Below are 25,753 nucleotides of genomic sequence, written 5' to 3' on the forward strand. Positions count from 1 at the left end.
GGCGTTCCTTCCGAAGGTGTTCGGGCGGGGTCAATCGGCAAGGAACATCACGTAGCTGACGATGCCGAGCGCCACGAGCAACGACATGACGCTGGCGATGCGGCTGCCATAGCGAACAATGTCGTAGCCAGTGCGAATATAGCGATCCTGGGCATACGCGATGAACCAATCACGCAACATCAGGGGCATTCCTCTTATGATTGCCCCAGTGCTTGGCACTGGAGTCGGTTGAACGCAAATACTTCCACGCCCCACGCAATGCGATCAAGCCAGCCTGAGCGTGAGCCGGCCCTCGCCTTGACTTTCGCAACTCTCCTGCCCATCTATACCCGATCATGACGATGAATCGGCACATCCAGGTTTTCGCTCGCGCTGGGCGCGTGCGCGCAGGCTAGTCCGCCCCGGAGCCGCTTCGCGCCATTGCGCGCCCTCGGCCCCTCCGGGGCCGATTTCGTCATCACCCTCCCTGCATCTGATGCGCTCGGTGCCACCGCCCGCGGCGCAATTTTGTCATTGAAAGGAACCAACCATGACAACCCTGCTTCAGGCCGCCACCACCGTGGCGCTGCCCACGATCACGCTGACCGCCGACAACCATGAGCGGCTCAGCCGCCTGGCCGATGCCGCGGCGGACGGCATGTCGGCCGAGGCGGACTTCCTCGCCCGCGAAGTCGACCGAGCCGTCGTGGTCGACCCCGAGCGGATCGCGCCCCAGATCGTGACCATGAATTCGCGCTGCGTCTTCCGCGACGACTCGAACGGGTTCGATCGCACCGTCACCCTGGTCTATCCCGAGGACGAGGACGCTGCCGCCGGCCGGATCTCTGTGCTCACCCCCATCGGTTCGGCCTTGATCGGGCTTGCCGAAGGCCAGTCGATGTCCTGGCGGACACGATCCGGCGAGCGCCGCGTGCTCACCTTGCTGAGGGTCGCCTTCCAGCCGGAAGCCGAGGCACACGAGACGGCGCTCGTGCACTGACCGCTGGCAGCTCATGTCATCCTGCGCCGTGCGCGGGATGACAGCTGCTCGCGGCGACGAAGTTTCTGCCAAGAAGTGCCGATACCTTTAAAGCTCAGAATTCCCATTCCGGTTAGTAGCCGCAAGACCCGCGAAAGTAGCATGCCGCAGCAGGACATCTTTCGGCATGCATCATGGACTTCATTTCGAACCGGCCTGAAGTCGCGCTGTTCGTGGCCATCGCGCTGGGGCACTTGATCGGCTGGTTGCGTGTCGGGCCGGTTCAGCTCGGTGGCATCTGTGGCACGCTCATCGTCGCGCTCGTGCTGGGCCAGTCGGGCGTCGTGCTCAGCCCCGACCTGCGCGCGGTAGCCTTCGCATTGTTCATCTTTGCGCTCGGCTTCACGGCCGGTCCGCAGTTCTTCACCAATCTGCGCAACGGCTGGCGCTACGGCATCCTGTCGTTCGTCGAGGTCGTGACCGTGGTCACCCTGATCGCCATCGCCGTCGTGGTGCTGAAGCTGGACCCGGGCACCGCGGCGGGCTTGCTGGCCGGCTCGGCTACCGAATCGGCCGTGATCGGCACGGCTGCAGAAGCGCTGGGGCGGCTCGCCCTGCCAGCGGAAGCGGTCAAGGCGCTCGAATCCAATATCGCGACGGCCTACAGCATCACCTACCTGTTCGGCCTGATCGCCATCGTCGTTTTCACCAGCCAGATCGCACCGCTTCTGCTGCGCATCAACCTGCGAAAGGAAGCAGCCGCGCTGGCGCATGCGCTGGGTGCTGAAGATGGTGATGGCGACGATGGCGGCACGGCGTTGCCATCCATTGTCGGGCGTGCCTTCCGCGCCGGCCCGGTGATGGGCCAGACGGTCGATGCGTTCGAGCGTGAATACAAGCAGCTTTTGACGATCCAGCGGGTCCGGCGCGGTGGGGAGGTGCTCGAGGCGACACCTGACCTCGTGATCCGCGACAACGACATCCTCCTGCTCTTCGGACGTCGCAAGGCCGTCATCGCCGCACAGGAGAGGCTGGGTGGTGAAGTCCCCGTGCCGCCGGAGATCAACCTGCCGATCGTGTCACGCGATGTCGTGCTCGATCGCCGCGAGGCGATCGGCCAGAAGATCGGCGCGCTGCGCCAGCTGGCGGGCGGCGACATCCATCGCGGCGTGTTCATCGCGCGCCTGCGGCGGCTGCAGAACGACGTGCCGCCGCTGCCGGGCACGGTGCTGCAGCGCGCCGACGTGCTGACCCTCTACGGCACCGAGCCGGCCGTCGATCGCGCGCTTGCCGAGCTTGGCCACCCGATGCCTGCCACGGACAAGACGGATCTGGTCTATCTCGGCCTGGGTGTGGTTGTCGGCATGCTGATCGGCAGCCTCAGCCTGAAGATCGGCACGCTCGACCTGACACTGGGGACCGGGGGCGGCGCGCTCGTGTCCGGCCTGGTGTTCGGCTGGTTGCGCACGCGTCATCCGAAGCTCGGCACTCTTCCGGCGCCGGCCGCCGAAGTGCTGAAGGATCTCGGCCTGGCGACCTTCATCGCCGCGGTCGGGCTATCCGCAGGGCCTGACGCGATCCGGTTGATCCGAGAGTACGGCCTGGTGCTGCCGGTGATCGGTGTGCTCGTCTCCGCCGTGCCCGCGGCGGTCTCGCTGTTGATCGGGCATCGTCTTCTCAAGATCGAGGCGCCGATCCTGCTCGGTGCGATCGCCGGCCAGCACTGCAGCACGCCGACCATCAGCGCGCTGGTATCGATCGCCGGCAATTCGACGCCGGTGATCGGCTACACCGTGACCTACGCAATCTCGAATGTCCTTCTGCCGCTTCTCGGTCCCATCGTCGTCTGGATGGCGTTTGCGCTGGGCTAGGCAGGCGGCAGCGAAAGGAGGCTGACGATGGAGTGGATTCACGATCATCTCAAGCAGGCACCGGAGATCGCGCTCTTCCTGTCCTTGGCCTTCGGCTACTGGATCGGCCAGATCCAGTTCGGGAAGTTCCAGCTCGGTGGCGTCGCCGGCTCGCTGCTGGTGGCGGTCATCGTCAGCCAGATCGGCGTGTCAGTCGATGCTGGCGTGAAGTCGATTCTCTTCGCGCTCTTCATCTACGCGGTGGGCTTTGAAAGCGGCCCGGGATTCTTCCGGTCCCTCGGCCGCCAGTCCGTGAAGGAGATCATCCTTGCGGTCGTTCTTGCCGTCTCGGGCCTGGCCACCGTCGTGATACTGGCGCGGTTGTTCGATCTGGACAAAGGCCTGGCGGCCGGCGTCGCGGCTGGTGGGCTGACGCAGTCGGCGATCATCGGCACCGCCGGCGATGCGCTCACCAAGATGGGCCTGTCGCCTGACGAGGTCCATCGGCTGCAGGCCAATGTCGCGATCGGCTACGCCGTGACCTACGTGTTCGGTTCGTTCGGCGCCATCATCGTCTGCGTCAACATTCTGCCCTGGTTCATGGGCCGTGGCATCCGCGACGACGCCGTCGCGGCGGAAGCGGCGATGAACAAGGGCCAGGCCGTGCTCGGCATCGGACAGACGCTTGCGCTGCCGGGCCTGGTCGGCCGCCTGTTCCGCATCGACCAGGGCGCCGGCAAGACCGTGGCACAGATCGAGGGCGCCAACCGCGAGGATCCCGTCACGGTGGAGCGCGTGAAGCGCAACGGGCGCATCATCGATGTCAGCGCCGACCTGGCGCTCGAGCGCGACGACACCGCCCTGGTCGTCGGCCGCCGCGCCGGCATGGTCGACGCGGCGGCGCAGCTTGGTCCGGAGGTGCAGTCGGCGACCGGCATGGATCTGATCATGCAGACGCGCGACGTCATGCTGACCAACCCGGCCTACGCCGACCGCACCATCGCGGATATCCGCGAGGCCACGGCCCAGGACATCCGCCATGGCATCTACGTGCCGCAGATCCACCGTGCCGGCACGCCGGTGGCGATGACGCCGGACACGGTGGTCAAGCGTGGCGACGTGGTCACGCTGTACGGCAGCGAGCAGGACATCAGGCGCGTCTCCAAGGTCATCGGCGACGTCGTCCTGCCGAGTGACAAGACCGATTTCGTGTTCCACGGCCTCGGCCTTGTCGTTGGGCTGCTGATCGGCCTCGTGGTGGTGCGCATCAGCGGCATTCCCCTGACCCTGGGTGCCGGCGGCGGTGCGCTGCTCTCGGGCCTGATCTTCGGCTGGATCCGCAGCGGCCACCAGACCATGGGCAACATGCCCACCGGCGCCGTCCAGCTTCTCAAGGACATCGGCCTGGCCGGCTTCGTAGCCGCTGTCGGCCTGTCGTCCGGGCTGCAGGCGGTGCAGACCATCCGCGAGAGCGGCCTCACCATCTTCCTCGTCGGCGTGATCGTGACCATCGTGCCGCTGCTGATCACGATGGTGTTCGGCCGCTGCGTGCTGCGCTACGACAACGTCGCCGTCTTTGCCGGCGCGCTGTCCGGATCGCGCAGCGCCAATCCGGCTTTCGGCGAGGTGCTCAACAAGGCGGAGAATGCGGTCCCCACCGTTCCCTTCGCGATCACCTACGCCCTCGCCAACGTCTTCCTCACGCTTCTCGGTCCGCTGATCGTGGCCTTCGCCTGAGGACGTCGCCAGACCACCTGCAGCCTGCTCTAGGGAGAACGCCGCATGACCAAGGTCGACTATGCCAAGCTCGCCCAGCTCAGCCCGTTCGAGCTGAAGGATTCGCTGATCGCGCTTGCCTCCAGCCACGCCGATCGCACGATGCTCAATGCCGGTCGCGGCAATCCGAACTTTCTCGCGACCCTGCCGCGGCGCGCGTTCTTCCAGCTCGGCCTGTTCGCGGTCGCCGAAGCCGAGCTCTCCTTCTCCTACATGCCGGAAGGGGTGGGCGGCCTGCCGCGGGCCGATGGGCTTCAGGCGCGCTTCGACACGTTCGTCGCCGAGAACCGCGACAAGCCCGGCGTCGTCTTCCTGGGTCGCGCCGTCTCCTATGTCCGGGATCAGCTCGGCCTGTCCGCTTCCGACTTCCTCCTGGAGCTCGTTGCCGGCGTGCTGGGCTGCAATTATCCGGTGCCGCCGCGGATGCTGGTGATCAGCGAGGAGATCGTCAGGCACTACATCGTCAAGGAGATGATCGGCGGCAGCTTGCCGCCGACGGGCATCGACCTGTTCGCCGTCGAAGGCGGCACGGCTGCGATGACGTATCTCTTCAACACCTTGCGGCAGAACCGGCTGATCGCGCCCGGCGACAAGATCGCGATCGGCATGCCGGTCTTCACGCCCTACATCGAGATCCCGCACCTCAACGACTATCAGCTCGTCGAGGTCGCGGTGAACGCCGATCCGAATGCCGGCTGGCAGTACCCGAAGTCGGAGCTGGAGAAGCTCGCGGACCCGGCCGTCAAGGCCTTCTTCGTCGTCAACCCGAGCAATCCGCCGTCGGTCAAGATCGACGCGTCAGGGTTGAAGACCATATGCGACATCGTCAAGACACGGCGGCCCGATCTGATCATCCTCACCGACGACGTCTATGGCACGTTCGCGGACGGCTTCGAGTCGCTGTTCGCGACCTGCCCGCTGAACACCATTCTCGTCTATTCCTATTCGAAATATTTCGGCGCGACGGGCTGGCGGCTCGGCGTCATCGCCACCCATGAAGGCAACGTCCTGGACCGTGCGCTCGCAGCCCTGCCGGAGAAGACGCAAAAGGAGCTGGATGCGCGCTACGCGTCGCTGACACCCGAGCCGCGCAAGCTCAAGTTCATCGATCGCGTGGTTGCGGACAGCCGCACCGTAGCGCTGAACCATACGGCCGGCCTCTCGACACCGCAGCAGGTGCAGATGGTTCTCTTCTCGCTCTTCGCGATGATGGACCAGCACGACAGCTACAAGGCGGCGCTGAAGATGCTGATCAGGCGGCGGGAGGCAGCGTTGCACCGCGAGCTCGGGCTGAAGGCCGAGTCGGATTCCAACGCGGTCGACTACTACACGCTGATCGATCTTGAGCGCACATCGCGCGTGCTCTACGGCGATGACTTCGCCGCCTGGGTGATGAGGACGCAGAACCCGACGGAGATTCTGTTCCGGATCGCCGACGAGACCGGCATCGTGCTCCTGCCCGGCGGCGGCTTCGGGGCAACCCATCCGTCCGGCCGCGCCTCGCTTGCCAACCTCAACGAGTCCGACTACGCCAAGATCGGCCGTGCGCTGCGCCGCCTGGCGGGCGAATATCATAAGCAGTACGAGGCGGCCGGCGCCAAGCCGAAGCCGCCATCGGCGCCCGCCGGCAAGAAGGAGCGGGGCGGCAGAAAAGCCTGAGACATGCGGCCGGAGGCTGGCGGATGGGTGAGCGTGATGACGACCTGATCGAGGTGGCGCCCGATGTGTGCGCCGCTCTTGCCGAAGGGCGGCCGGTCGTGGCGCTGGAATCGACCATCATCACCCATGGCATGCCCTATCCTGCCAACCTCGACGTGGCGGTATCGCTCGAGGAGATCGTGCGCAAGGCAGGCGCCGTGCCGGCGACCATCGCCGTCATCGAGGGCCGCATCCGGGTCGGCGTCGACGAGGCTGGGCTGGGGCGGCTCGCTCGCGCTGGCGACGCCCGCAAGGCATCGCGCCGTGACCTTGCCGCCGTCGTTGCAAGCCGCGGCACGGCGGGCACGACGGTTGCCGCCACGATGCTGATTGCCGCCCGCTGCGGCATTGCGGTCTTCGGCACCGGCGGCATCGGCGGCGTGCACTACGGTGCCGGGGAGACGTTCGACATCTCCGCCGACCTGATCGAGCTGGGCCGCACGCCCGTGGCCGTGGTTGCCGGCATCAAGTCGATCCTCGACATCGGCAAGACCTTGGAGGTCCTCGAGACCCAGGGCGTGCCCGTGCTGGGCTACAGGACCGATGCGGTGCCGGCGTTCTTCGCCCGCGACAGCGGCCATGCGGTGGACTACCGCTTCGACACGCCGCGGGCGCTCGCCGAGGTGATCCATGCCCAGCGCCGCCTGGGCATGCAAAGCGGCATCCTGATCACCCATCCCGTGCCGCAGGAGCACGCGCTGCCGGCGGCCGACATGGAGGCGCTGATCGCCGACGCCAATCGCGAGGCGATTGCGGCAGGGGTGGCGCGCAAGGACCTGACGCCGTTCCTCCTGGCGCGCGTCAACGCGATGAGCGGCGGCGCCAGCCTCGATGCCAATATCGCGCTGGTCAGGAGCAATGCCGGGCTTGCCGCCGGCATCGCCGTGGAGCTCGCTGCGCTGCGTTGAGGCTACATCGTCACTCGGCTCGTGCGCCGGATATGCGCACGACGTCGCGCCACACCGTGATCTCGGTGTCGAGCGTCCGGCGGAAATCGGCCGGGCTGCTGACCGTCAGGTCGGCGTCGAGCACGGCGAGGCCGGCCTGCGTCTTGGGCATGGCCATGGTCTGCCGCAGGCCGTCATTGACCCGATCGATGATCGGCTGCGGTGTTCCGGCCGGCGCGAGCACGCCGAACCAGGTCTGCACATTGAAGCCGGGAACGCCCTGCTCGACGATGGTCCGCAGGTCCGGCGCCGACGCCATGCGCTTGGTGCCGCTCGAGCCGAGCAGCTTGAGCCGGCCGTCCTTCACGTAGCCGGCCACCGGCGGCATGCCGGTGAACATCACCTGGATCCTGCCGACGAGCAGGTCGGTGATCGCCGGGCCGTTGCCGCGATACGGCACATGCACCAGATCGATGCCGGCTTTCGCCTTCAGCAGCTCCATCGACAGATGAGGCGACGATCCGCTGCCGCCGGAACCGTAGCTGAGCTGGCCGACACGGGTCTTGGCCAGCGCGACGAACGCGGCGGCGGAGTCCGCCGGCACGGACGGATGGGCCACGAGCACGAGCGGGTAGCTCGCCACCATCCCGACGGGACTGAAGTCGCGGGCCGGATCGTAGGGCAGGTCGCGTCGCAGGCTGGGGTTGATCGTGAAGTCGGGTGTCGCCAGCATCAGCGAATAGCCGTCGGCAGGCGCGCGGGCGAGCGCCTCGGTGCCGATGACGGTGCCGCCGCCGCCGCGGTTCTCGACCACCACCGTCTGGCCCCACACCTCGCCCAGCTGCTGGGCGAGCACGCGGCCGACAATGTCGGTGGTGCCGCCCGGCGCGAAGGGAACGATCAGCCGTACCTGGCGGCTCGGGAACTCGTCCGCGCCGGCGGCGGGCTGGGCTGCGACGCCGCTCGCGGCGCCCAGGACGGCGAGGGCGCCGAATCTCCGTCTCGTGATCTTCATCCTGTTTCCTCCCGATGCCGTGCTGGCGGTCAAGCCGCCGCGGCGAGCTCGTCGTCGTTCAGCACGAGCCTGATGACAGCGCGCACGGCGGCCTTCTGCCGTTCGCTGGCGGGTGTGAGCGGCCGCCGCGTGCGGCCCGTCGGCACGCCCTGCAGCGAGAGCGTGTACTTGGTCACCGCCACGCGGTTGTCCGAGCTGATGGCGTTCCAGACCTGCAGCATGCGCTTGTGCAGGTCGAGCGCCGCGCGGTGATCGCCCTGCTCGACGAGGTCCCACATCTGCACGCAGGGCCGCGGCAGCGCCGCCAGGATCTGCGAGATCATGCCGTGGGCGCCGACCGCCAGGCAGGGATAGACCAGGGCGTCGATGGCGCCCAGGATGCGCTCGTCGGGGCGCGCCGCCGTCACCAGCTCGCTCAGCAGCTTCAAGTCGCCGGCGCTCTGCTTGACACCGATCACGCCCGGCACCTCGCGCATGATGCGCAGAAGCAGCGCCGGCGAGAGATAGTTCCAGGGCACCACGTTGTAGATCAGGATCGGCAGCCCGACCTCTGCCTGGATGTCGCGGAAGTGCTGCAGCATCGCGTCATCGTCGGTGCGGAAGATGTAGTGCGGTGGCGTGATCTGCAGCGCATCGACGCCGAGATCGGCCAGCGCCTTGGCCCGCAGCACCGCCTCGCGCGTGCTGTTCACGATGATGCCGGGGATCAGCGGCAAGCTTCCGTTCACCTCCTCAGCGGTGACGGCAACGATGCGCCGCAGCTCGTCCAGGGTCAGAGTGAAGCCCTCGCCGGCGCTGCCGCCGACCACGATGCCGTGCACGCCGCACGACATCATGTGGCGGACCTGAAGCCGCAGCGCCGCCTCGTCGATCGTCTCGTCGTCAGCGAACGGTGTGACGAGCGGCGGGATGATCCCGCGTATCGCCCCCGGGGCGCATGGTTTTCTGGCCATCGTCTGGTCTCCTGGGATGTGATGAAGATGCCGGATCGGCTTACGGCGACGCGGCTCGGGGCGGCTCGGGCGCTGTCGCCCGCAGCATCCGGGTGATCTCGGCGGCGGCCCACACCACCTGCTCGCGCATCGCCGTGCGCGCCGCGAGATAGCGATGGGTCGGCGCGCCGAGATTGATGGCGGCGATGACGCGCGCCGTGCTGTCGAAGATCGGGGCTGAGACGCCGGATGCGCCGGGCACGTGGCCGTCGACAACCTCGGCGTGCCCGTCACGCCGCGCAGCGTCCAGGACGGCGCGCAGGGCATCGCGGTCGACAATCGTCTGCGGCGTCAACGGCGCGAGCGGCGCCGTCGCCAGGAACCGTTCCCGCTCGCCGTCGTCCTTGCAGGCCAGGATGATCAGTCCGGCGGACGTGGCATGCGCCGGCCGCGCCGATTCGATGTCCGCGTCGTAGCGGACCGGGTTCGGGCTCGGAACCTTGTCGACGTACTGGACCTGCCAATCGGCGGTGGCCACGACCAGGAACGAGGACTCGCCGGTGCGCGCCACGATGGTCTCCATCACCGGGCGCGCGATCCGCCGCAGCTCGCCAAAGGGACCGCCGGCCCAGCCGCGGCCGCGCAGCGCCGGCGCCAGCACGTATTCGGCGCCGACCCTTTCGACGTAGCCGCGTGCCAGCAGCGTGCCGAGCAGGGCCTGGGTGCTGCTCTTCGGAGCCGCCAGCCGCCGTGCCGCCTCGCTGACGCCGATCGGCCGCGAGAACGCCGCCAGCATCTCGAGGAGATCCAGCACCCGGGCCGCGGACTTGACATTGTCACCTGTCATATGTTCATGTATACGAACGACGTATTCATATGAGAACGATAGTCGGTGCGGCGACAGGAGTCAAACCGTCCCGTCCCGAGTCGTTGCGGGATTGAAGTCGTTGCGAGGGCTGAAAGCGGCGAAGGCGGCTAGCGCGCGGTCACCGGCGGCCGATGCTCGATGCCGTACCGCGCGTAGATGTCGCGAATGGTCCCGTCGGCCAGCATGCGCTGGACCGCGGCATCGATCTTCTGGCCGAGCAGGGCGTCGGCGCCGCGCATGCCGACCGCGATATTCCAGGCCAGCTCCGGCTCCTGCTCGTAGGCATGGACGAGCCGCACGGCGCGCCCTGGGTTCTTGAGGTTGAAGTAGCCGGCGCTGGCCGGCGATATCGCCGCCGCGTCGATCGTGCCTTCTGCCAGGGCTTCGATCATCTCATCCTCGAAGCCATAGGGTGTCGTGCGCAGGCCGCGCTGGCCGAGGACCATCTGAGCCAGGGAGCCGACCTGCACGCCAACGCGCCTGTCGCGGCCCAGCTCGCGGAAGGACGCGAGGCCATCGGTGCCGGCCGGCAGAGCCAGCGCGACACCGCTGTGGTGATACGGCCTGGAGATCCGGATGCGGCTCTCGGCCTGGACGTCCCGGTTCACGATCGTATCGAGGACGATGTCGCATTCGGCGGAACGGTATTGGACCGGGCTGACCACCCAGGCGACGTCGAGGCTGACGCCGAGATGGCGCGCAAGCGCACGGGCCATCTCGATCTGAAAGCCGGGCGGACTGTCCTTGCGGCTGGCGAACGGCAGCGCGTTGGGATGCGCGCACAGGCTGATGACGCCGCGTCCTTCGATCGCGGCCAGGGACCGCGGGACGGCTGGCGGGACGATACAGACGGCCGCCACGGCGAACAGCGCAACGCCCAGGGCCGCGCCGTAGCCGATGCCGCGACGCCGCGCCTCAGGGCGTATCGGGCAGGGCGCGAATGTAGGAGATGATCGCCTGGATCTGCTCATCGTTGAAGCTCTTGCCGAAGGCCGGCATGCCGGGCGGCTTTCCTTGCTTGATCCGCGTGACCATGAAAGCGTCGGACTTGTCGGTGCCGGCAAGCTTCGGCCCGCGGCCCTGCTTGCGGCCGCCGCCCTCATGGCACCAGCCGCACGTGGTCGCGAACAGCTTGGCCACATCCATCTTGCCGGCCTGGCCCTGTTCCTGGGTGGCAGGCGGTGAACTCTGCCCGTAGGCAGCGGCGGCAACCAGTGCGATCGCCATGCTCAAGCCGGCACGCGGCAGAAGCCAGTGTCGATTCATGATGCGATTGGTACCTGCTGGATACGGCCACGCACGGGCGGGCCGATCGGCCCGCCCGTCGAAGGTCAATGCTTCCTACGGCAGCGCGAACACGACGAGCGTGCCGGTATCAGTCGCCATGCTCTTGTACGGCTCGCCGAACAGTGCTCCGTAGCCTTCGCCCACCAGCGAGTTCCAGCCGGTCATGACTGCAACGTACTGCTTGCCGCCGGCCCGGTAGCTGATGATGCCGCCGTTGTGTCCGACGCCGTTGTTGTGCGACCACAGCTTGTCGCCCGTGGTGGCATTGTAGGCCGTCAGCACGCCGCGCGCGTCGGGCACGAACACGAGGTTGCCGCCGGTGGAAAGCAGGCTGGCCAGCGGCGGCTCGTCGTACTTGACCTCCCACTTCTTTTCGCCGGTCACCGGGTCGCGCGCGCTCACATGGCCGTGCGCCTTGCCGCCTACGGGGTTGGTGAAGGTGAAGTCGGCGCCGATGTTGAGCTGCGCCATGGGCTCGAGGATCGGCGTCGTCTTGACGATCTTGAGGTCCATGCACCATTCCTGACCGACCTTGTAGTACAGCCCGGTCTGCGGATTGTAGGCGCCCGAGTTCCAGCTGATGCCGCCGGCAATCGCGGGACAGAGGTTCTTGTGCTCACCTTCGACCATGTCGCGGCGACCGATCAGCTCGCCGGTCTTGGGGTCGATGCTCTTGACGAAGTTGATGTTCTGCACCAGCGGCCAGACATTCGCGACCTTGCCGTTGCCACGGTCGTACACGAACACGAAACCGCTCTTGTTCGGGTGCACCATGAGATTGCGACCGTCGCGCTCGATCATCAGGAATTCGCCGACCGAGCTGTCGAAATCCCAGGCGTCATGCGGCAGTTCCTGATGGTAGAACTTCAGCTTCCCGGTATCCGGATCCAGCGCGATCACGGACGTCGTATAGAGATTGTCGCCAGGACGCGGCCCCTTCGTCTTCCACTCCGGGCCGGCCCAGTCATACAGCGGCGCCGGGTTGCCGGTGCCCCACCAGACGGAGTTGGTCTGAGCATCGTACGTGCCGGGCATCCAGCCGCCCCCGCCCCCGGTGCGCCAGGAATCGCCGCCCCACGTTGCCTTGGCTTCCTCGGTTCCGGCGACAGTGAAGAACTCCCACTTCTTCTCGCCAGTATTGGCGTCGACGCCGAAGATCGGCCCGCGCCACGGCCACTCGCCGCCCTGGGCGCCGATCACCACCTTGTCCTTCACCAGCAGCGGTGCGCCGGTGAAGCCCACTGTCAGCTTTTTCGAATCGATGAGCTTGGTGTCCCATGCGACCTTGCCGGTCGCCATGTCGAGGGCGATGAGGCGCCCGTCCACCGTGCCCACGAACACCTTGCCATGCCCGAGCGCGATGCCCCGGTTGTAGGGTGAATGGGTCTGGGCAGCGACCAGCTCATCGTCAAGCTTCGGGAAGTACGTCCACTTCACCTGTCCGGTGGCGCCATCCAATGCGAACACACGGCTGTACGAGCCGGAATAGTAGAGCGTTCCGTCCGCTACCAACGGCATCGATTGCAGGCCGCGGGTGGAGCGGCCGGGCTGATGCATCCAGGCAACCTTGAGCTGCTTGACGTTGCCCGCGTTGATCTGGTCCAGCGGGCTGAAATGATACGACCGGTAGGTGCCATGATAGGTGAGCCAGTCATCCGGGCTCTCCTTGTTCAGGTCGGCGGCTCCGGCCGGGCCGCCCAACAGGCTGGCGGCCAGCACAATGCCGGCGGCGAGCATCGATAAGCCTTTATCGTCCTTTGTCATCGGCTTTCCTCCCCTGAGGTCATGCAACGCGACAACGCCCATGGGTACGTAGGCCAAGCTGCGGCGGCCGTTGGCACTGATGTCGAAGCTGCAAACGCGAAAGCACGCTGAGCAAATCGCCGGCCGGCGGAGGCAACTGCCGCGGACAATCGGTCCGCGCGTCGCTCGAGCAGTGAGATCCCCGTTCAACTGCAAGAACCCCACACCCCGTCACGCAGGGCGGATGGCCGTGACTTGATCGTAGCGCTTCGCCGACGCCGGCCGCAACGGCGCGTCGCGGCCAGAAGGAGTGAAATTGATTGCATTCGTGCGATGATTGGCACGCCGGTTGGCGCCCGCTGGTCGCGCGACGGCTCATCGCCCTGTCAATCGATCTCCAAAGAAATCCTTATCGATTCCATCAGAACACCAAATGTGACACGCACGGCACCGGCAGCAATTATCGTGAGGCCTCACGCCACGGGCTCCTTGCTGACCGGTCATGCGTGTGAAACGGCGAAGCTGCGCAGCACCAGGCGCACCAGGTTCGCCTGGCGGCGGGTGCCGGTCTTGTCCAGCGCGCGCTTGAGGTACTCGCGCGCGCTGGACGTTCCGATGCCCAGCGTGCTGGCGGCCTGTGTGAGATCGGCGCCGCGCGACAGCAGCGCGGCGATCGAGGCCTCGCGCGGCGTGAGGCCGTAGGCCGTGCCCAGGCCCTGCGTGTCGATGCGCAGCGGCGCCTCGGGATCGACAATGAACAATGCTGTGCACGGCGCGTCGGGACGTCCGTCCTCGGCCAGCCTGCCGAGGGGAATGATGGTCACGACCAGCGACGCGAGTCCCGATGGACGCGACAGATATACCCGCCGCGCCTCCGTGTCGGCGGTACCCCCCGCTGTGGCGATCGCCGCATGCAAGGTTCGACCATCGGCCAGGAACGAGGCTGCAACGCCGTTCTGGTCGGCCCTCAGTCCATCGCCGCGTGCCACGATCCTCGCGGCGCGGGCATTGATGAAGCTTGGGCGTCCCGCCACGTCGAGCAGGACGACGCCAACGTCCAGGTGCTCGAGGATGGCACCATAGGTCTTGCGGATGAGGTCGAAGGCGATGCGGGTCATGAGGGCTGTCCTCTGGCTGGAATCGGGCGCTGTGGGCGCTGGCTGACGGTTGGCTGACAGGCAGCCGTCGATTCCTGAACACGCGATGCAGTTTACTCTTCCACAAATAGCAACATTTTTGCTATAATTGCCAAGTAATACCAACGGTCGCCGCAAGACCGGTCAAGCGCGCTCGTTTTCGCTGATGGTTCGATAAGGAATTCCTTGGCATGCGCAGCATCAACCTCGATCAATTGCGGACCTTCACCGAAGTGGTGGCGTGCGGCAGCTTCTCGGCGGCCGCGCGCCGGCTCAATCTCACGCAGCCCGCCGTGAGCCTGCAGGTCCGCGAGCTGGAGCGGCGCCTGCGCATCAGCCTCATCGAGCGCATGGGCCGGACGGCACGTGCGACCGCGCCGGGCCGGGAGCTTATCGAGCACGCCAGGCGCATCTTCCGTGAATGCGAGTCGGCGACCTCGGCGATGGACCGCTTCCGCGACGGTCGTGTCGGCCGCGTCCATATCGCCACGACCCTGACCGCACTGACGTATCAGCTACCATCCGTCCTGACGCGGCTGCGCCAGGACCATCCCGGCATCGAGCTGCAGGTCACCAACATGTCGACTTGCGACTCCGTCGAAGCCATCATCGACAACAGTGTCGACCTGGCGCTGATCACGCTGCCGGTCGACGAGACGCATCTGCGTGTCACGCCGCTGCGTCCCGAGATGCTGGTGGCGATCGTGTCCGAGGCCACGACCGACATTCCCGACTTCGTGACGCCCGACTATGTCGCCAGCCAGCCGCTGGTTCTCGAGCACGCGCGCGGCGCCATCCACGGGCTGATCATGCAGTGGCTGTCCGGGCAGCTGCCGCTGGCGCGCGAGCCGATGCGCCTGGGCACGGTCGAGGCGTTGAAGAACGTCGTCGCCCTGGGGCCCTGCATGTCGATCGTGCCGGACGTGGCGGTGGCCGACACCCTGCCCGGCATCGTCGTGCGGCCGCTGTCGCCGCCGCTGCCTTGCACCTTGGGGCTTGCCGAGCATCACAACAGGCCCAGGGAGCCGGCGCTGGACGTCGTGCGCCAGGCGCTGCTTGATCTCGGGACGATCACATCCGTCGACATGACGCCTTGTAGTCAGGGCCGTGGGCACCTGTTGAATGGCGCTCGCGGCGTGCGCGGCCCGGTGCCGGCAATGGCCCGTGTTCCCTGAGGTCCAGCCCGGAAAGGTGACCGCGGTGTTGGCTGAAGAGCGCCAGAACCTGATCCTCGACCTCGTCAACCAGCGAGGCTCGCAGTCCATCACCGACCTGCAGCGCCAGTTGAAGGTATCGCGCGAGACCATTCGCCGCGACCTGATGCTGCTGGCCGATCGCCATGCGCTTCGCAAGACCCATGGTGGCGCGTTGTCGCTGGCGCATGGTGAGCCCGGCATCGCGGTACGGGAAGTGATCAATGCCGAGGCCAAGCGGGCGATTGCCTGGCGGGCAGCCGGCCTGGTGCCCGACGGCGCCACGGTGCTGCTGGCCGGCGGCAGCACCGTGCAGGCAATGGCGGACATGCTGCTCGACCACCGCGAGCTGACGGTGATCACCAACAGCGTCGCCAACGCCAGCAAGCTCGCGGCGCGCAACAACAATCGCGTCCATCTGCTGGGCGGCGAGGTCCAGACGACGAACAACATCACGCTGGGCGCCGATGCCACGGCCATGCTGGCCCACTACTTTGTCGACGTCGCCATCGTCGGCGCCGGTGCCATCACGCCGGCCGGCGTGCTGATGGACTACACGCGCGAGGAGGCGGAGATTTCCCGCCTGATGCTGCAGTCGGCGCGTCTGTCGGTGGTGCTGGCCGACCACACCAAATTCAATCGCCACGCCCCGGTGCAGGTCGGCACCTTCGAGAAGGTCACGTGCCTGATCAGTGATCGTCCGCCCGAGGCGCCGTTGTCGACGGTATTGGCGCGGTTGCCGCTTGACGTGCTGATCGCGGATGGCCAGCCGCACTAGGCTGCCTTGCCGAACGCATATCACGGCGCTCCGCTCCCAAATGGGAGTATCGCCACACGCGCCGATGAAGCACACGACGGCCTGCGGGCCGGTGTCGTCGTCAGTCGACATAGGGCGGCCGCGCGCATCCCAGGTGCCGGAGGATCCGCCGATGACCATGACCCGCACTGCGACGGCGCCGATATCGCCGCGACGGCGCCAGTGGCGCAGCTACGCCGCCTGTGTCGTGGCGCTCGGGCTGCTGTTCCTCGGCCGTGGCGCATGGGATGCCGTCGAGGCGACGCAGTTCGCGCTCCATGGCATTGTCACCGACGCGCGCGTGGTCGGCATCACCATCGTGCCCGAGGGGCGGGGCCGCATGGGCCGCTACGCCCGGGTTCGCTACGTCGTCGCCGACGGCAAGCCGATCATCGCCACCACCGAGGACCGGGTCGACAACCTCAAGATCGGCGATGCGCTGCGCGTCAGCTACTTGTCGACCGATCCCGAAAGCGTGCGCCAGGCCGCCGATGCCGGCACGCTCGGCGCCTGGTCGTGGTTGACGTTGGGCCTTGGCCTCGTGATCAGCCTCACGGGAGTGCTTTGGCTGCGCCGTCTCAGGCGTCAGCCGATTTGAAGGCCTGGATCCGCCATCGCAGGATCAGCGCAACGGATGTCGGGCAGCGTCAAGCGATCGCTGATACGACGCGCGGCAGCAGGTGCGCCTCGTGCAGATGCGCGACGAACGCTTCGACCAGGTTGGAACGCAGCCCGGTGCCGCGGGTCACGATCTCGAAACGCGCAGTGTAGCCCAGCGCCGCCGGCAGCAGCACGCGCATCTCGCCGCGATCGACCCAATGGGCGGCCTGGTGGTCGGGCAGGTAGCCGATATAGCGGCCCGAGAGCACCAGCAGCGCGATGGCCTCCATGTGGAATGCCGACCCTGCCGGCGGCACGTCGAGGATCTGCTGCTGCGCATAGCCGTGCGCGATGAAGGCATGGCGGCTGACGCTCTCGACCGTCAGCGCTTCCTCCGCCTTGCCGAACAGGGGATGCTTGCGGCCGCAGACCAGCACCTGCCGTTCGGTGAACAACGGCTCGTAGCGCAGGCCGGCGCTATGGTGGAAGAACGAGCCGACGCCGACGTGGCAGCGGCCGTCCAGGACGGCCAGCTCGATATTGTCCGGCACATCCACGGTCACGGTGAGGCGAGCGCGCGACGACCGGCGGGTGAAGCGCTCGATCGCCCGTGACAGACGGCAGGCGGGATTGGTGGCGATGTTGTCGACGACATGCAGCGACAGATCGCCCGCCAGCCCGCCGCGCAGGCTGGCCACCTCGCCCTGGAAGTCGGCCGTGGCTGCGAACAGCCGCTGCGCCGCCTGGTAGACGCGCTCCCCTTCTTCCGTCAGCCGGAACCCGCTGCGGCCGCGGTGGCACAGCCGGACCCCGAGCTGCTGCTCAAGGGCCGCCATCTGCGTGCTGATCGTCGACTGGCCCAGGTTCAGGGCGGCCTGGGCCTGGGTGAAGCCGCCGTGCTCCACGATCCGCGTGAACAGCTGCAGCAGGCGAAAATCACGGCTGAGGAAGCGGGGCATCATTACTTCTATATCCGTAGATGTAAGCTAGCATGCATCTTGCACCAATGAAACTGAACCGCAATAGTGCCGGCGGAAGCAGCTTGGAGCGTGGGTGGCATGACGGAGCGGATGGTCATTGGCGGAGCGGGAACGGCAGGCGGCGATCGTGCCCACGACGCCATGCGAGTTCCGGGCCAAACAGCAGACGGACACGCGGGCTGATGGCCGGCGCTGCTGCCCAGGCGGCGACAGCCGCTGCACATGCCCTGCAGATCGAGGGCATCGGCAAGCAATACGGTACCTTTCATGCCGTGCGTGATGTCTCGCTGCGCATCGACAGGGGCCGGTTCCTGACGCTGCTGGGACCCTCCGGATCGGGCAAGACGACGCTGCTGATGATGATCGCCGGCTTCACACGGCCGACGACCGGCCGGCTGCGCCTCGACGACCGCGACATCACCGACCTGCCGCCCGAGCAGCGCAATTTCGGCATGGTGTTCCAGGGCTACGCCCTGTTCCCGCACCTGACCGTGCGCCAGAACATCGAATTCCCCCTGCAGCTGCGCCGTATCGCGGCGCGGGAACGGGCTGAGCTCTGCCAGCGGGCGCTGGAGATGGTGCAGCTTCAAGCCCTGGGAGACCGCCATCCGCGCCAGCTCTCCGGCGGCCAGCAGCAGCGTGTCGCGCTGGCCCGCGCGCTGGTGTTCGGACCCGACCTGCTGCTGCTGGACGAGCCGCTCAGCGCCCTGGACAAGAAGCTCCGCGCTGATCTGCAGGGCGAGCTGCGGCAGCTGCACCAGCGGCTGGGCACCACCTTCATCTATGTCACGCACGACCAGGAGGAGGCGCTCTCGATGTCGGACGAGATCGTCATCTTCAACCGCGGCTCCATCGTGCAGCGTGGCAATCCGCGCGAGCTCTACGACACGCCGGCCAGCCACTTCGTCGCCGACTTCCTCGGCCGGTCCAACTTCATCGAGGGCCGGGTCGAGCGCCAGGACAGCGGCACGCTCCTCTATCGCGTCGGCGACCTCACCTTGCGACAGGTGCTGGCGGCACCGGTCGTCGCGTCCGATGCGGTGCTCATCGGGCTGCGGCCCGAGAAGATGCAGCTCGCCAGCGAAGCGCCGGCGCAGGCCAACGCCTTGCCGGCCGTGGTAAAAAGCACGACCTATCTCGGCGCCGACCAGCAGGTGCTGCTCGACAGCCCGATCGGCGAGATCACGGTGCGGGTTCCGGGGTGGCCGGCCATCGTGCCGCGCGCCGGCGACAAGGTCTGGGCCGCCTGGGCCCCGGACGCCTCGACGCTCCTGCGCGACGACCGCGCCTGAGGCGCCAGGGGCGCCGCGCGCCAGACCGCAGTCAGGTGGCGTCCTGCCGGCGCCGCGACGTCAACAGGTGGGCGACGATCCCGATCAGGGTCACGACGATCAGCACCGTCGCCATGGCTGCCACGGACGGGCTGATATTGTCCTGGATGCCGTCCCAGATCTTCTTTGGCAGGGTGTAGACGCGGCGGCTGGTGATGAACATGGTGACGACCAGCTCGTCCCATGACGTGATGAAGGCGAAGACCGCGCCGGCCAGGATGCCCGGGCGGATGCAAGGCACGACCACGCGGTACATCGCCTGGGTCACCGTCGCACCCAGGTTGCGGGCCGCCTGCTCCAGCCGCAGGTCGAAGTTCGCCAGCGATGCCGATACCGAGATCACCACGTAGGGCAAGCCCTTCAATGCATGCGCGATGATCAGGCCGGCATAGGTGTCGATCAGGCCGACCTGCACCCAGGCCTGGTAGAAGCCCAGCGCATGCACGATCGAGGGCACGATGATCGGCGCCAGCATCAGGAAGCGCATCACCTCGGACAGGCGCGACGAGATGCGCCAGCAGCCCACGGCGCACAGCGTTCCCAGCACCACGGCGATCACGGTGGCGCTGGCGCCGACCAGCAGGCTGTCGCCGATGCTGTTGCGCCACGCCGCCTCGCTCACGATCGCCTCGTAGTGGCGCAGCGACCAGCCGTCGACGGGCAGCGACAGGTAGCGGTTCGGGGTGAACGACACCGGCACCACGACGGCGATGGGCAGCAGCAGGAACAGCAGCCCGATCCACGCGACGAAGGTCGAGGCGCCGCGGCGGCCGGACGGGTTGGCGGCGGTCATGACTTGGCTCCGAACACTTCGCGCAGATTGGCGAACCGCGACACCGCTGCCAGCAGCGCGATGACCCCCACCAGCAGCGTGACCGCCAGCATCGAGCCCGTGCCCCAGTTCAGCGCCTCCATGATCTGGACGGCGACGTACTCGGCGATCATCACCGTCTTGCCGCCGCCCAGCAGGGCCGGCGTGATGTAGAAACCGAGCGAGAAGATGAAGAGCAGGATGCCGGCGCTGATGATGCCGGGCATGCTGAGCGGCAGGAACACGCGCCAGAAGGCAGTGAAGCGCGATGCGCCCAGCCCGCGCGCGGCCGGCACCAGGCGCGAATCGATGCCTTGCATGTTGGCGAAGATCGGCAGCACGGCGTAGGGGATGAGGTAGTGGACCATGCCGATCACCACGCCGAGCTCGTTGCGCACCAGCGGCAGCGGCGTATCGATAAGGCCCATCTCCATCAGCGCCGTGTTCACCAGCCCGCGGCTCTGCAGCAGCGTCAGCCAGGCGAAGCCGCGCACCAGCACCGACAGCCAGAACGACAGCAGCACGATGAACAGCATCCAGACGCGTCGCTCCGGCGGCGCCTGCAGCATCGCGTAGGCGATGGCATAGCCGATCACCAGCGACAGCGCCGTCGTGATGACGCCGATACGCAGCGTCGTCAGCATGATGTTGTGGATCGCCGTGCTCGACAGCAGCTTCTCGTAGTTGCCGAAGCCCGGCGTCGGTACGGTCACGCTCAGCCACAGCACCTTGGCCAGCGGATAGAAGTAGAACGCCGTCAGCACGGCGAGCGGGATCAGGATGAAGATCCAGTATGTCCGGGTCGCATGATCACGCTCCATGTTCCTGACCTATCCGGCCGTTGATCCGGCTTCCATATGATTTCGTCGATCTTTGCTTCCGATCGGAACGAAGCAAAAACATTTCACTTGCTCTTGCTTCCGCCGCGCGCGTTTTCTCGCGATCGGCAAAGCGTTGCAAGGCGTCCGTGTCGCCGGCGCCGGGAGTTGAGCAAACGATGACATGGTCGGTCGATTCGGAAACCGGACGCCTTCGCGATGTCCTCCTGTGCCAGCCGGATCACTACACGTGGCTACCCTACAACACCGTCGCGCAGCGCACGCTGTCAGAGGGCGGCAGCATCGACGCGCAGCAGCTCCATCGCGAGTTCCGCGAGTTCGAGGATGCGCTGGCCCGTGCCGACGTGCGCTGCCATTACCTGGAGCGCGACGAGCAGCTGCCCTATCAGGTCTACACGCGCGATTCGAGCCTGATGACGCCGTGGGGGCCGGTCATCCTGCAGCTGATGCGCCCGCAGCGGCGCGGCGAGGTGCGCGCCGTGGTCGAGTTCTATCAGGACCGCCATCCGCGCTGGCACTGGAGCACGGCGGGCAGCATCGAGGGCGGCGACATCCATATCATCCGTCCCGGCCTGCTGCTGATCGGCCACTCCGGCGAGCGCACGACCGACGTTGGCGCCCGGCAGCTGGCGGCGGCGTTCGAGGCCAAGGGCTGGGAGGTGCGCCTGCAGCCGTTCCAGGAGCATTTCCTGCATCTGGACGTGCTGTTCTGCATGGCCGCTCAGGGCCTGGCTGTCGCCTGCGTCGATGTGCTCGACGACGACTTCACCGCCTGGCTCGGAGGCAAGGGGATCGAGCTGATCCCGGTTTCCTATCGCGACACTATGCGCCTGGGCTGCAACCTGCTGAGCCTCGGCGATGATCGCGTGATCTCGCCACGGCAGAATGTCGAGCTGAACGCCCGGCTGCGCGCCCACGGGCTGGTCGTCTACGACCCCGAGCTGTCGTTGTTCACGCGCGGCGGCGGCGGCGCGCACTGCATGAGCATGCCGCTGGCGCGCGACCCGCTCGCCCCGACGCATTCCTGATCGATCTTCCAAGGAGAACGCCCATGGCCCAGCCCGCATCGTCCGACTACCGTTCGGTCCCGCTGTTCGACGAGATGACCTCGCCGGAGGTGGCTGCCGCGATCGCCAGCGACGCCGCGATCTTCGTCTCGCTGGGCGCCACGGAGCAGCACGGCGCGCACCTGCCGCTGGGCTCCGATACGATGCAGGGCCTCGACATCTCGCGCCGCGCCGTCCATCGGCTGCAGCAGGAAGGCATTGCCGCGATCGTCGGGCCGGTCATCCCCTTCGGTCCGCGTCCTTTCCTCAGCGAGACGCCGCGCGACTATCCGGGCACCGTCAACATCTCCAACAACACGCTGCGCATCCTGCTCGAGGAAGTCTGCCGCGAGCTCATCGGCCAGGGCTTCCGGCGCATCTACCTGGTGCTCGCCAATGCCGAAAGCGATCCGCCGATGCAGATCGTGGCCAAGGAGCTGAGCGAAACGACGGAGGCGAACCTCGTCACCCTGAACTGGCTGGTCGGCGTGCGGCCGCACTATCCCAAGTTGATGAAGGCCACCAAGCCACAGGGCCATGGCGGCGAGGGCGAGACCTGCCGCATGCTGGCCACCGCGCCGCATCTGGTGCGCATGAACGAAGCGCGGCCCTGGCACCCGACCGTGCCCGACGGCGTTCCCTTCGCCGACTACCTGCCCTATCTCGGCGGCGGCGTGGGCCGCTACAAGATGCCTGATCCGTTCTTCGCCGGCTTCAGCGACGGCATCACCGGCGATCCGCAGCTCGCCAGCGCCGAGGTCGGCGAGAAGGTCTACGAGCTGGTGACCGACTGGATCACCTCGATCGTGAAGTTCGATCTGGCCACGACGAAAAAAGGCTGATGCCAGCGCGGAGGCGATCATGAATGCGGACATCGAGAAACAGAAGCGCGCCCTGCGCGATGCGTTGCCGGCGTTGGAGCAGCCGGTAGCGCAGGCCGAAGGCCTGCCGGCTTTCGTCTATACCGATGCCTCGTGGTTCGAGGCCGAGCGCCAGGCGCTGTTCGCGGCCGGCTGGATGGCAGTGGCCTTCAAGAGCGACGTGCCCGAGCCGGGCTCGCTGGTGCCGGTCGAGATCGCCGGCTGGTCGCTGCTGGTGACGCGCGCCCGCGACGACACGATCCGCGTCTTCCACAATCTGTGCCCCCATCGCGGCATGAAGCTGGCCGCAGCGCCCAAGACGCAGTGCAGCGGCCTGACCTGCCCATGGCACGCCTGGACGTTCGATCTGGCGGGCAAGCTGCTGAGCACGCCCAATATCGGCGGTCCCGGCGTGCGCACGCAGGACGGCTTCGACCGCGACGGCCATGGCCTGCGCGAGGTGCGTGCTTCCGTCTGGCTCGACGTGATCTTCGTCAACATCGATGGCCAGGCGCCCGCGCTCGACGACTACACGCGAAGCTTCCGGCAGCGCCTGTCCGACTTCGATTTTGCGCGCACGGCGCAAGCCGATCTCGCCTACGAGTACGACTACGACTGCAACTGGAAGATCGCCATCGAGGGTGGCATCGAGGACTACCACATCCCCTTCGTGCACCCGCAGCTCGGGCCCGGCGGCCGCTTCTTCGCCGAGCACGGCGATGACCGGCATGTCGGCATCTCCTGCCGCCGCACGGTGGAGGACGGCAAGCGCCGCTTCCTGGATGCTGCCGAGGGCGGGATCAAGCCACTGCCGGCCTTCCCGCACGTGCCCGACAGCGGCGAGGTTGAGGCTTCGCTCATCCTGCTGCTGTTCCCGAACCTGTTCATGGCGACCGTGCTCGACCACTCTACGGTCAGCATCATCATGCCGCAGGATGCCGGCCGGACGCGCTATCGCCGGCGGTTCCGCCTCGTCGAGCCGGCGGCGACGGGCGCCGACTACGCGGCCACCCGTGCCCGGCTGCTGGACGGCTGGATCAGCGTGACGTCACAGGACGGCCCGGTCTGGGGCGAGGTGCAGCGCATGATGGCCCAGCGCGCCGAGCTTGGTTTCCGTTCCGCCTTCTCGGCGCATTGGGAGTCGGCGATCCACGAGTTCCAGCGCAAGGTCGCCTACAAGATGCTGGGCGAGACACCGCCGCCGCGTGTGCGCGAGGTGCGGGCTGCGGCAGAGTAGGGACCTCAGCGAGCGAAGCAGAGGATCTTTCCGGGCGCAAGGTCGCCTTCAGAAAGATCCTCGCTCTGCTCGGGATGACGTGACGGTCAGGAAACGGCTTCAAGATAGGCCGTGAGCGCGCTGGCGCTGTTCTTCGCATACCATTCGGCGCTGACCTGGACCTGCTTGGCGTAGTTCTCGGCCGAGCCGGGGTCGATCACCTTCAGATCGTTCGGCACCAGGGCCGAGGCTGCCGGATTGATTGGGCCGTTGCCCAGCAGCTTGAACAGCTCCACCTGCTTGGCCGGGTCCTGGGTCGATGCCATGAAGCGGAAGACATCCTTTCCGGCCGGGTTGTTCTTCGGCACGATCCAGGCGCCGACCCAGAGCAGCGCCTCGTTGAAGTGGAAGTCGACCTGCTGCTTGGATTCCCGCCGCAGCACGCTGGCGCGGGTGTTCCACAGGTTCGCCATCACCACTTCCTTGTCGCGCAGGATCTGCTGGCTTTCGGCGCCCGAGCTCCAGAAGATGCAGTGGGGCTTGATCTCCTTGATCTTGTTCAGCGCCCGCTTGAGGTCGAGCGGATAGAGATCCTTCGGCGCGACACCGTCGGCCAGCAGCGCGGCCTCCAGCTGCCCATCGATATGCTTGCGCAGGCCGCGCTTGCCAGGGAAGTCCTTCACGTTCCAGAAGTCCTTCCAGGTCATCGGCTTGCGGCCGCCGAAGGCGCCGGTTTGATAGGCGATGACGTTGGAGAAGATGTAGCTGCCGCAGCCCCATTTTGCGGCATGCTCAGGCCGCACCTTGGCCTTGTCGACGATGGTGTAGTCGATCGGCTCCAGCAGGCCCTGCTCGCCCAGCTCCAGGGCCGCCGGCAGGTTGCGGTCGCAGATGTCCCAGGTGGTGTGCTTGGCCTCCACCATGGCCTTGATCTTGGCCGAGGCCGGCAGGGTGCCGTCGACCACCACCTTGGTGGCCGGCACCGCCTTCGTGTACGGCTCGGCCAGCACCTTCTGCATCGCGCTTGCGGCATCGCCGCCGGCGTTCGCCAGCACGATCTCCTTGGCCTGCGCCAGGGCCGGGGCAGCGATGGCCGTCGACGCGCCGAGCAAGGTTGCAAGCTGCAGGAAGCGCCGGCGATCGATGGCGCCACGGGCAAGCTGCTCGTTCAGCAACGCCAGGGTGTCTTCACGGTGGCTGTGATGGTCACGCATGGCAGTGCTCCTTCAGAATGAAAGTCTGGATGTCATTATCTATGGCGGCAGGTCGTGTTCCATTGCCGATCGCCGTAGTTTTCATCGCCTTTTTGCGATCTTGCCCGCGCAGTGGCATCGGCCGGATGCTCCGAGGAGCGCACGCCGCGGAAATTTGAGAAGGCTTCGTCGCAATCGGGCCGGGCGTCAGCGATATGCTTCCTCGACGCGGCGCAGCTGCGCCGCGTCGAGCGGCTCCCAGAGCTCGATGGGGTTCCCTTCGGGGTCGTGCAGGCGCGCGAAGCGCCCGACCTCGTGCGTCTGCGGGTCCTGGACGGTCACGCCGGCTTGGCGCAGCTGCAGCACCATCGCGTCCAGATCGCGGACGCGGAAATTGATCATCCATTGCTGCTCGCGCCGGCCGAAATAGTCGGTGTCCTCGGCGAACGGTGCCCAGACCGTGGGACCAGCCTCCTGCCAGAACGGCCCGTCGAGTGGTATGCCCAGATGCCGGGCATACCACTGGCTCAGCGCCTTGCCGTCCCGCGCGCGGAAGAACACGCCACCAATTCCCAGAACCCGCTCCATCGTCGGACCTCCCCAACACCTTCGGCAGGCTGACTATAGCTTTCCTTGACCGGAGATCGTCGGCCGGGCAGCGCCTGCTGACGGTCGACGAGACGGTGAACTCATGCCGGACCTGCGGCGCGGCGCCCAGTGCGTATTCGACTGGACGCC

At 67.0% G+C, this 25,753-nt stretch carries 25 protein-coding genes; 12 read left to right on the forward strand and 13 right to left on the reverse strand.

Features of this window, described 5'->3' with window-relative positions:
* Positions 1–30: 30 nt before the first annotated feature.
* On the reverse strand, positions 31–180 hold the full coding sequence (locus FHP25_RS40765) for a hypothetical protein (protein WP_178133484.1): 150 nt from the start codon (positions 178–180) through the stop codon (positions 31–33).
* 349 nt (positions 181–529) lie between these two features.
* On the opposite strand from FHP25_RS40765, the gene rnk reads away from it, so the two are divergent.
* From rnk to FHP25_RS12660, 5 genes are all read left to right on the forward strand, one after another.
* Positions 530–979: a nucleoside diphosphate kinase regulator gene (gene rnk / locus FHP25_RS12640; RefSeq protein WP_147847293.1), complete on the forward strand. Its 450-nt coding sequence runs from the start codon at positions 530–532 to the stop codon at positions 977–979.
* Positions 980–1,152: 173 nt separating this feature from the next.
* Complete coding sequence (aspT, locus tag FHP25_RS12645) at positions 1,153–2,829, forward strand: aspartate-alanine antiporter (RefSeq protein WP_147847294.1); 1,677 nt, start codon at positions 1,153–1,155, stop codon at positions 2,827–2,829.
* A 27-nt stretch (positions 2,830–2,856) separates the two neighbouring features.
* Positions 2,857–4,545, forward strand: a complete 1,689-nt coding sequence (gene aspT, locus FHP25_RS12650; protein WP_147847295.1) for an aspartate-alanine antiporter — start codon at positions 2,857–2,859, stop codon at positions 4,543–4,545.
* Positions 4,546–4,590: 45 nt separating this feature from the next.
* Complete coding sequence (locus FHP25_RS12655) at positions 4,591–6,243, forward strand: bifunctional aspartate transaminase/aspartate 4-decarboxylase (protein WP_147847296.1); 1,653 nt, start codon at positions 4,591–4,593, stop codon at positions 6,241–6,243.
* A 23-nt stretch (positions 6,244–6,266) separates the two neighbouring features.
* On the forward strand, positions 6,267–7,190 hold the full coding sequence (locus FHP25_RS12660; RefSeq protein ID WP_147847297.1) for a pseudouridine-5'-phosphate glycosidase: 924 nt from the start codon (positions 6,267–6,269) through the stop codon (positions 7,188–7,190).
* A gap of 10 nt (positions 7,191–7,200) precedes the next feature.
* On the opposite strand, the gene FHP25_RS12665 is transcribed toward FHP25_RS12660, so the two are convergent.
* The 7 genes from FHP25_RS12665 to FHP25_RS12695 all read right to left on the reverse strand — a co-directional run bounded on the left by FHP25_RS12665 (position 7,201) and on the right by FHP25_RS12695 (position 14,132).
* Positions 7,201–8,184: a Bug family tripartite tricarboxylate transporter substrate binding protein gene (locus FHP25_RS12665; RefSeq protein ID WP_147847298.1), complete on the reverse strand. Its 984-nt coding sequence runs from the start codon at positions 8,182–8,184 to the stop codon at positions 7,201–7,203.
* Between the two features lie 29 nt (positions 8,185–8,213).
* Positions 8,214–9,137 (reverse strand): dihydrodipicolinate synthase family protein, encoded by a 924-nt coding sequence (locus tag FHP25_RS12670; protein ID WP_147847299.1) that lies wholly within the window; start codon positions 9,135–9,137, stop codon positions 8,214–8,216.
* 40 nt (positions 9,138–9,177) lie between these two features.
* Complete coding sequence (locus FHP25_RS12675) at positions 9,178–9,963, reverse strand: IclR family transcriptional regulator (RefSeq protein ID WP_147847300.1); 786 nt, start codon at positions 9,961–9,963, stop codon at positions 9,178–9,180.
* 128 nt (positions 9,964–10,091) lie between these two features.
* Positions 10,092–10,955, reverse strand: a complete 864-nt coding sequence (locus FHP25_RS12680) for a substrate-binding periplasmic protein (protein ID WP_147847301.1) — start codon at positions 10,953–10,955, stop codon at positions 10,092–10,094.
* On the reverse strand, positions 10,900–11,211 hold the full coding sequence (locus FHP25_RS12685) for a c-type cytochrome (protein WP_218578351.1): 312 nt from the start codon (positions 11,209–11,211) through the stop codon (positions 10,900–10,902). Before FHP25_RS12685 ends, FHP25_RS12680 begins: the two co-directional genes overlap by 56 nt.
* 114 nt (positions 11,212–11,325) lie before the next feature.
* On the reverse strand, positions 11,326–13,035 hold the full coding sequence (locus tag FHP25_RS12690) for a pyrroloquinoline quinone-dependent dehydrogenase (protein WP_147847411.1): 1,710 nt from the start codon (positions 13,033–13,035) through the stop codon (positions 11,326–11,328).
* A 479-nt stretch (positions 13,036–13,514) separates the two neighbouring features.
* Positions 13,515–14,132, reverse strand: a complete 618-nt coding sequence (locus tag FHP25_RS12695) for a helix-turn-helix transcriptional regulator (protein WP_147847302.1) — start codon at positions 14,130–14,132, stop codon at positions 13,515–13,517.
* A gap of 209 nt (positions 14,133–14,341) precedes the next feature.
* On the opposite strand from FHP25_RS12695, the gene FHP25_RS12700 reads away from it, so the two are divergent.
* From FHP25_RS12700 to FHP25_RS12710, 3 genes are all read left to right on the forward strand, one after another.
* The gene (locus tag FHP25_RS12700) at positions 14,342–15,325 is read left to right on the forward strand and encodes a LysR family transcriptional regulator (RefSeq protein WP_147847303.1); all 984 of its coding nucleotides are present in this window, start codon (positions 14,342–14,344) and stop codon (positions 15,323–15,325) included.
* Positions 15,326–15,350: 25 nt separating this feature from the next.
* Positions 15,351–16,121: a DeoR/GlpR family DNA-binding transcription regulator gene (locus tag FHP25_RS12705; protein ID WP_147847304.1), complete on the forward strand. Its 771-nt coding sequence runs from the start codon at positions 15,351–15,353 to the stop codon at positions 16,119–16,121.
* A gap of 151 nt (positions 16,122–16,272) precedes the next feature.
* The gene (locus FHP25_RS12710) at positions 16,273–16,737 is read left to right on the forward strand and encodes a DUF3592 domain-containing protein (RefSeq protein WP_147847305.1); all 465 of its coding nucleotides are present in this window, start codon (positions 16,273–16,275) and stop codon (positions 16,735–16,737) included.
* Between the two features lie 49 nt (positions 16,738–16,786).
* Here the strand turns inward: FHP25_RS12710 and FHP25_RS12715 are convergent, their stop codons facing one another.
* Entirely contained in the window at positions 16,787–17,701 is a 915-nt protein-coding gene (locus tag FHP25_RS12715; protein ID WP_147847306.1) for a LysR family transcriptional regulator, read from the reverse strand.
* Between the two features lie 200 nt (positions 17,702–17,901).
* Between FHP25_RS12715 and FHP25_RS12720 the strand changes: the two genes are divergently transcribed.
* Positions 17,902–19,011, forward strand: coding sequence for an ABC transporter ATP-binding protein (locus tag FHP25_RS12720; RefSeq protein WP_147847307.1), 1,110 nt, complete (start codon positions 17,902–17,904; stop codon positions 19,009–19,011).
* Between the two features lie 31 nt (positions 19,012–19,042).
* On the opposite strand, the gene FHP25_RS12725 is transcribed toward FHP25_RS12720, so the two are convergent.
* Positions 19,043–19,843 (reverse strand): ABC transporter permease, encoded by an 801-nt coding sequence (locus FHP25_RS12725; RefSeq protein ID WP_147847308.1) that lies wholly within the window; start codon positions 19,841–19,843, stop codon positions 19,043–19,045.
* Positions 19,840–20,682 (reverse strand): ABC transporter permease, encoded by an 843-nt coding sequence (locus FHP25_RS12730; RefSeq protein WP_147847309.1) that lies wholly within the window; start codon positions 20,680–20,682, stop codon positions 19,840–19,842. Before FHP25_RS12730 ends, FHP25_RS12725 begins: the two co-directional genes overlap by 4 nt.
* 176 nt (positions 20,683–20,858) lie before the next feature.
* Between FHP25_RS12730 and FHP25_RS12735 the strand changes: the two genes are divergently transcribed.
* From FHP25_RS12735 to FHP25_RS12745, 3 genes are read left to right on the forward strand one after another with little or no spacing between them, the layout of a single operon-like run.
* On the forward strand, positions 20,859–21,728 hold the full coding sequence (locus tag FHP25_RS12735; protein ID WP_147847310.1) for a dimethylarginine dimethylaminohydrolase family protein: 870 nt from the start codon (positions 20,859–20,861) through the stop codon (positions 21,726–21,728).
* A gap of 23 nt (positions 21,729–21,751) precedes the next feature.
* On the forward strand, positions 21,752–22,588 hold the full coding sequence (locus tag FHP25_RS12740; protein ID WP_147847311.1) for a creatininase family protein: 837 nt from the start codon (positions 21,752–21,754) through the stop codon (positions 22,586–22,588).
* 19 nt (positions 22,589–22,607) lie between these two features.
* The gene (locus tag FHP25_RS12745) at positions 22,608–23,843 is read left to right on the forward strand and encodes an aromatic ring-hydroxylating oxygenase subunit alpha (RefSeq protein ID WP_147847312.1); all 1,236 of its coding nucleotides are present in this window, start codon (positions 22,608–22,610) and stop codon (positions 23,841–23,843) included.
* Positions 23,844–23,929: 86 nt separating this feature from the next.
* Here the strand turns inward: FHP25_RS12745 and FHP25_RS12750 are convergent, their stop codons facing one another.
* Together FHP25_RS12750 and FHP25_RS12755 are read right to left on the reverse strand one after the other, a co-directional pair.
* Positions 23,930–25,036: an ABC transporter substrate-binding protein gene (locus FHP25_RS12750; protein WP_147847313.1), complete on the reverse strand. Its 1,107-nt coding sequence runs from the start codon at positions 25,034–25,036 to the stop codon at positions 23,930–23,932.
* Positions 25,037–25,222: 186 nt separating this feature from the next.
* Positions 25,223–25,603 (reverse strand): VOC family protein, encoded by a 381-nt coding sequence (locus FHP25_RS12755; RefSeq protein WP_147847314.1) that lies wholly within the window; start codon positions 25,601–25,603, stop codon positions 25,223–25,225.
* Positions 25,604–25,753 lie beyond the last annotated feature (150 nt).

It is taken from the genome of Vineibacter terrae, assembly GCF_008039615.1.
GTDB classification, from domain to species: Bacteria; Pseudomonadota; Alphaproteobacteria; order Reyranellales; family Reyranellaceae; genus Vineibacter; species Vineibacter terrae.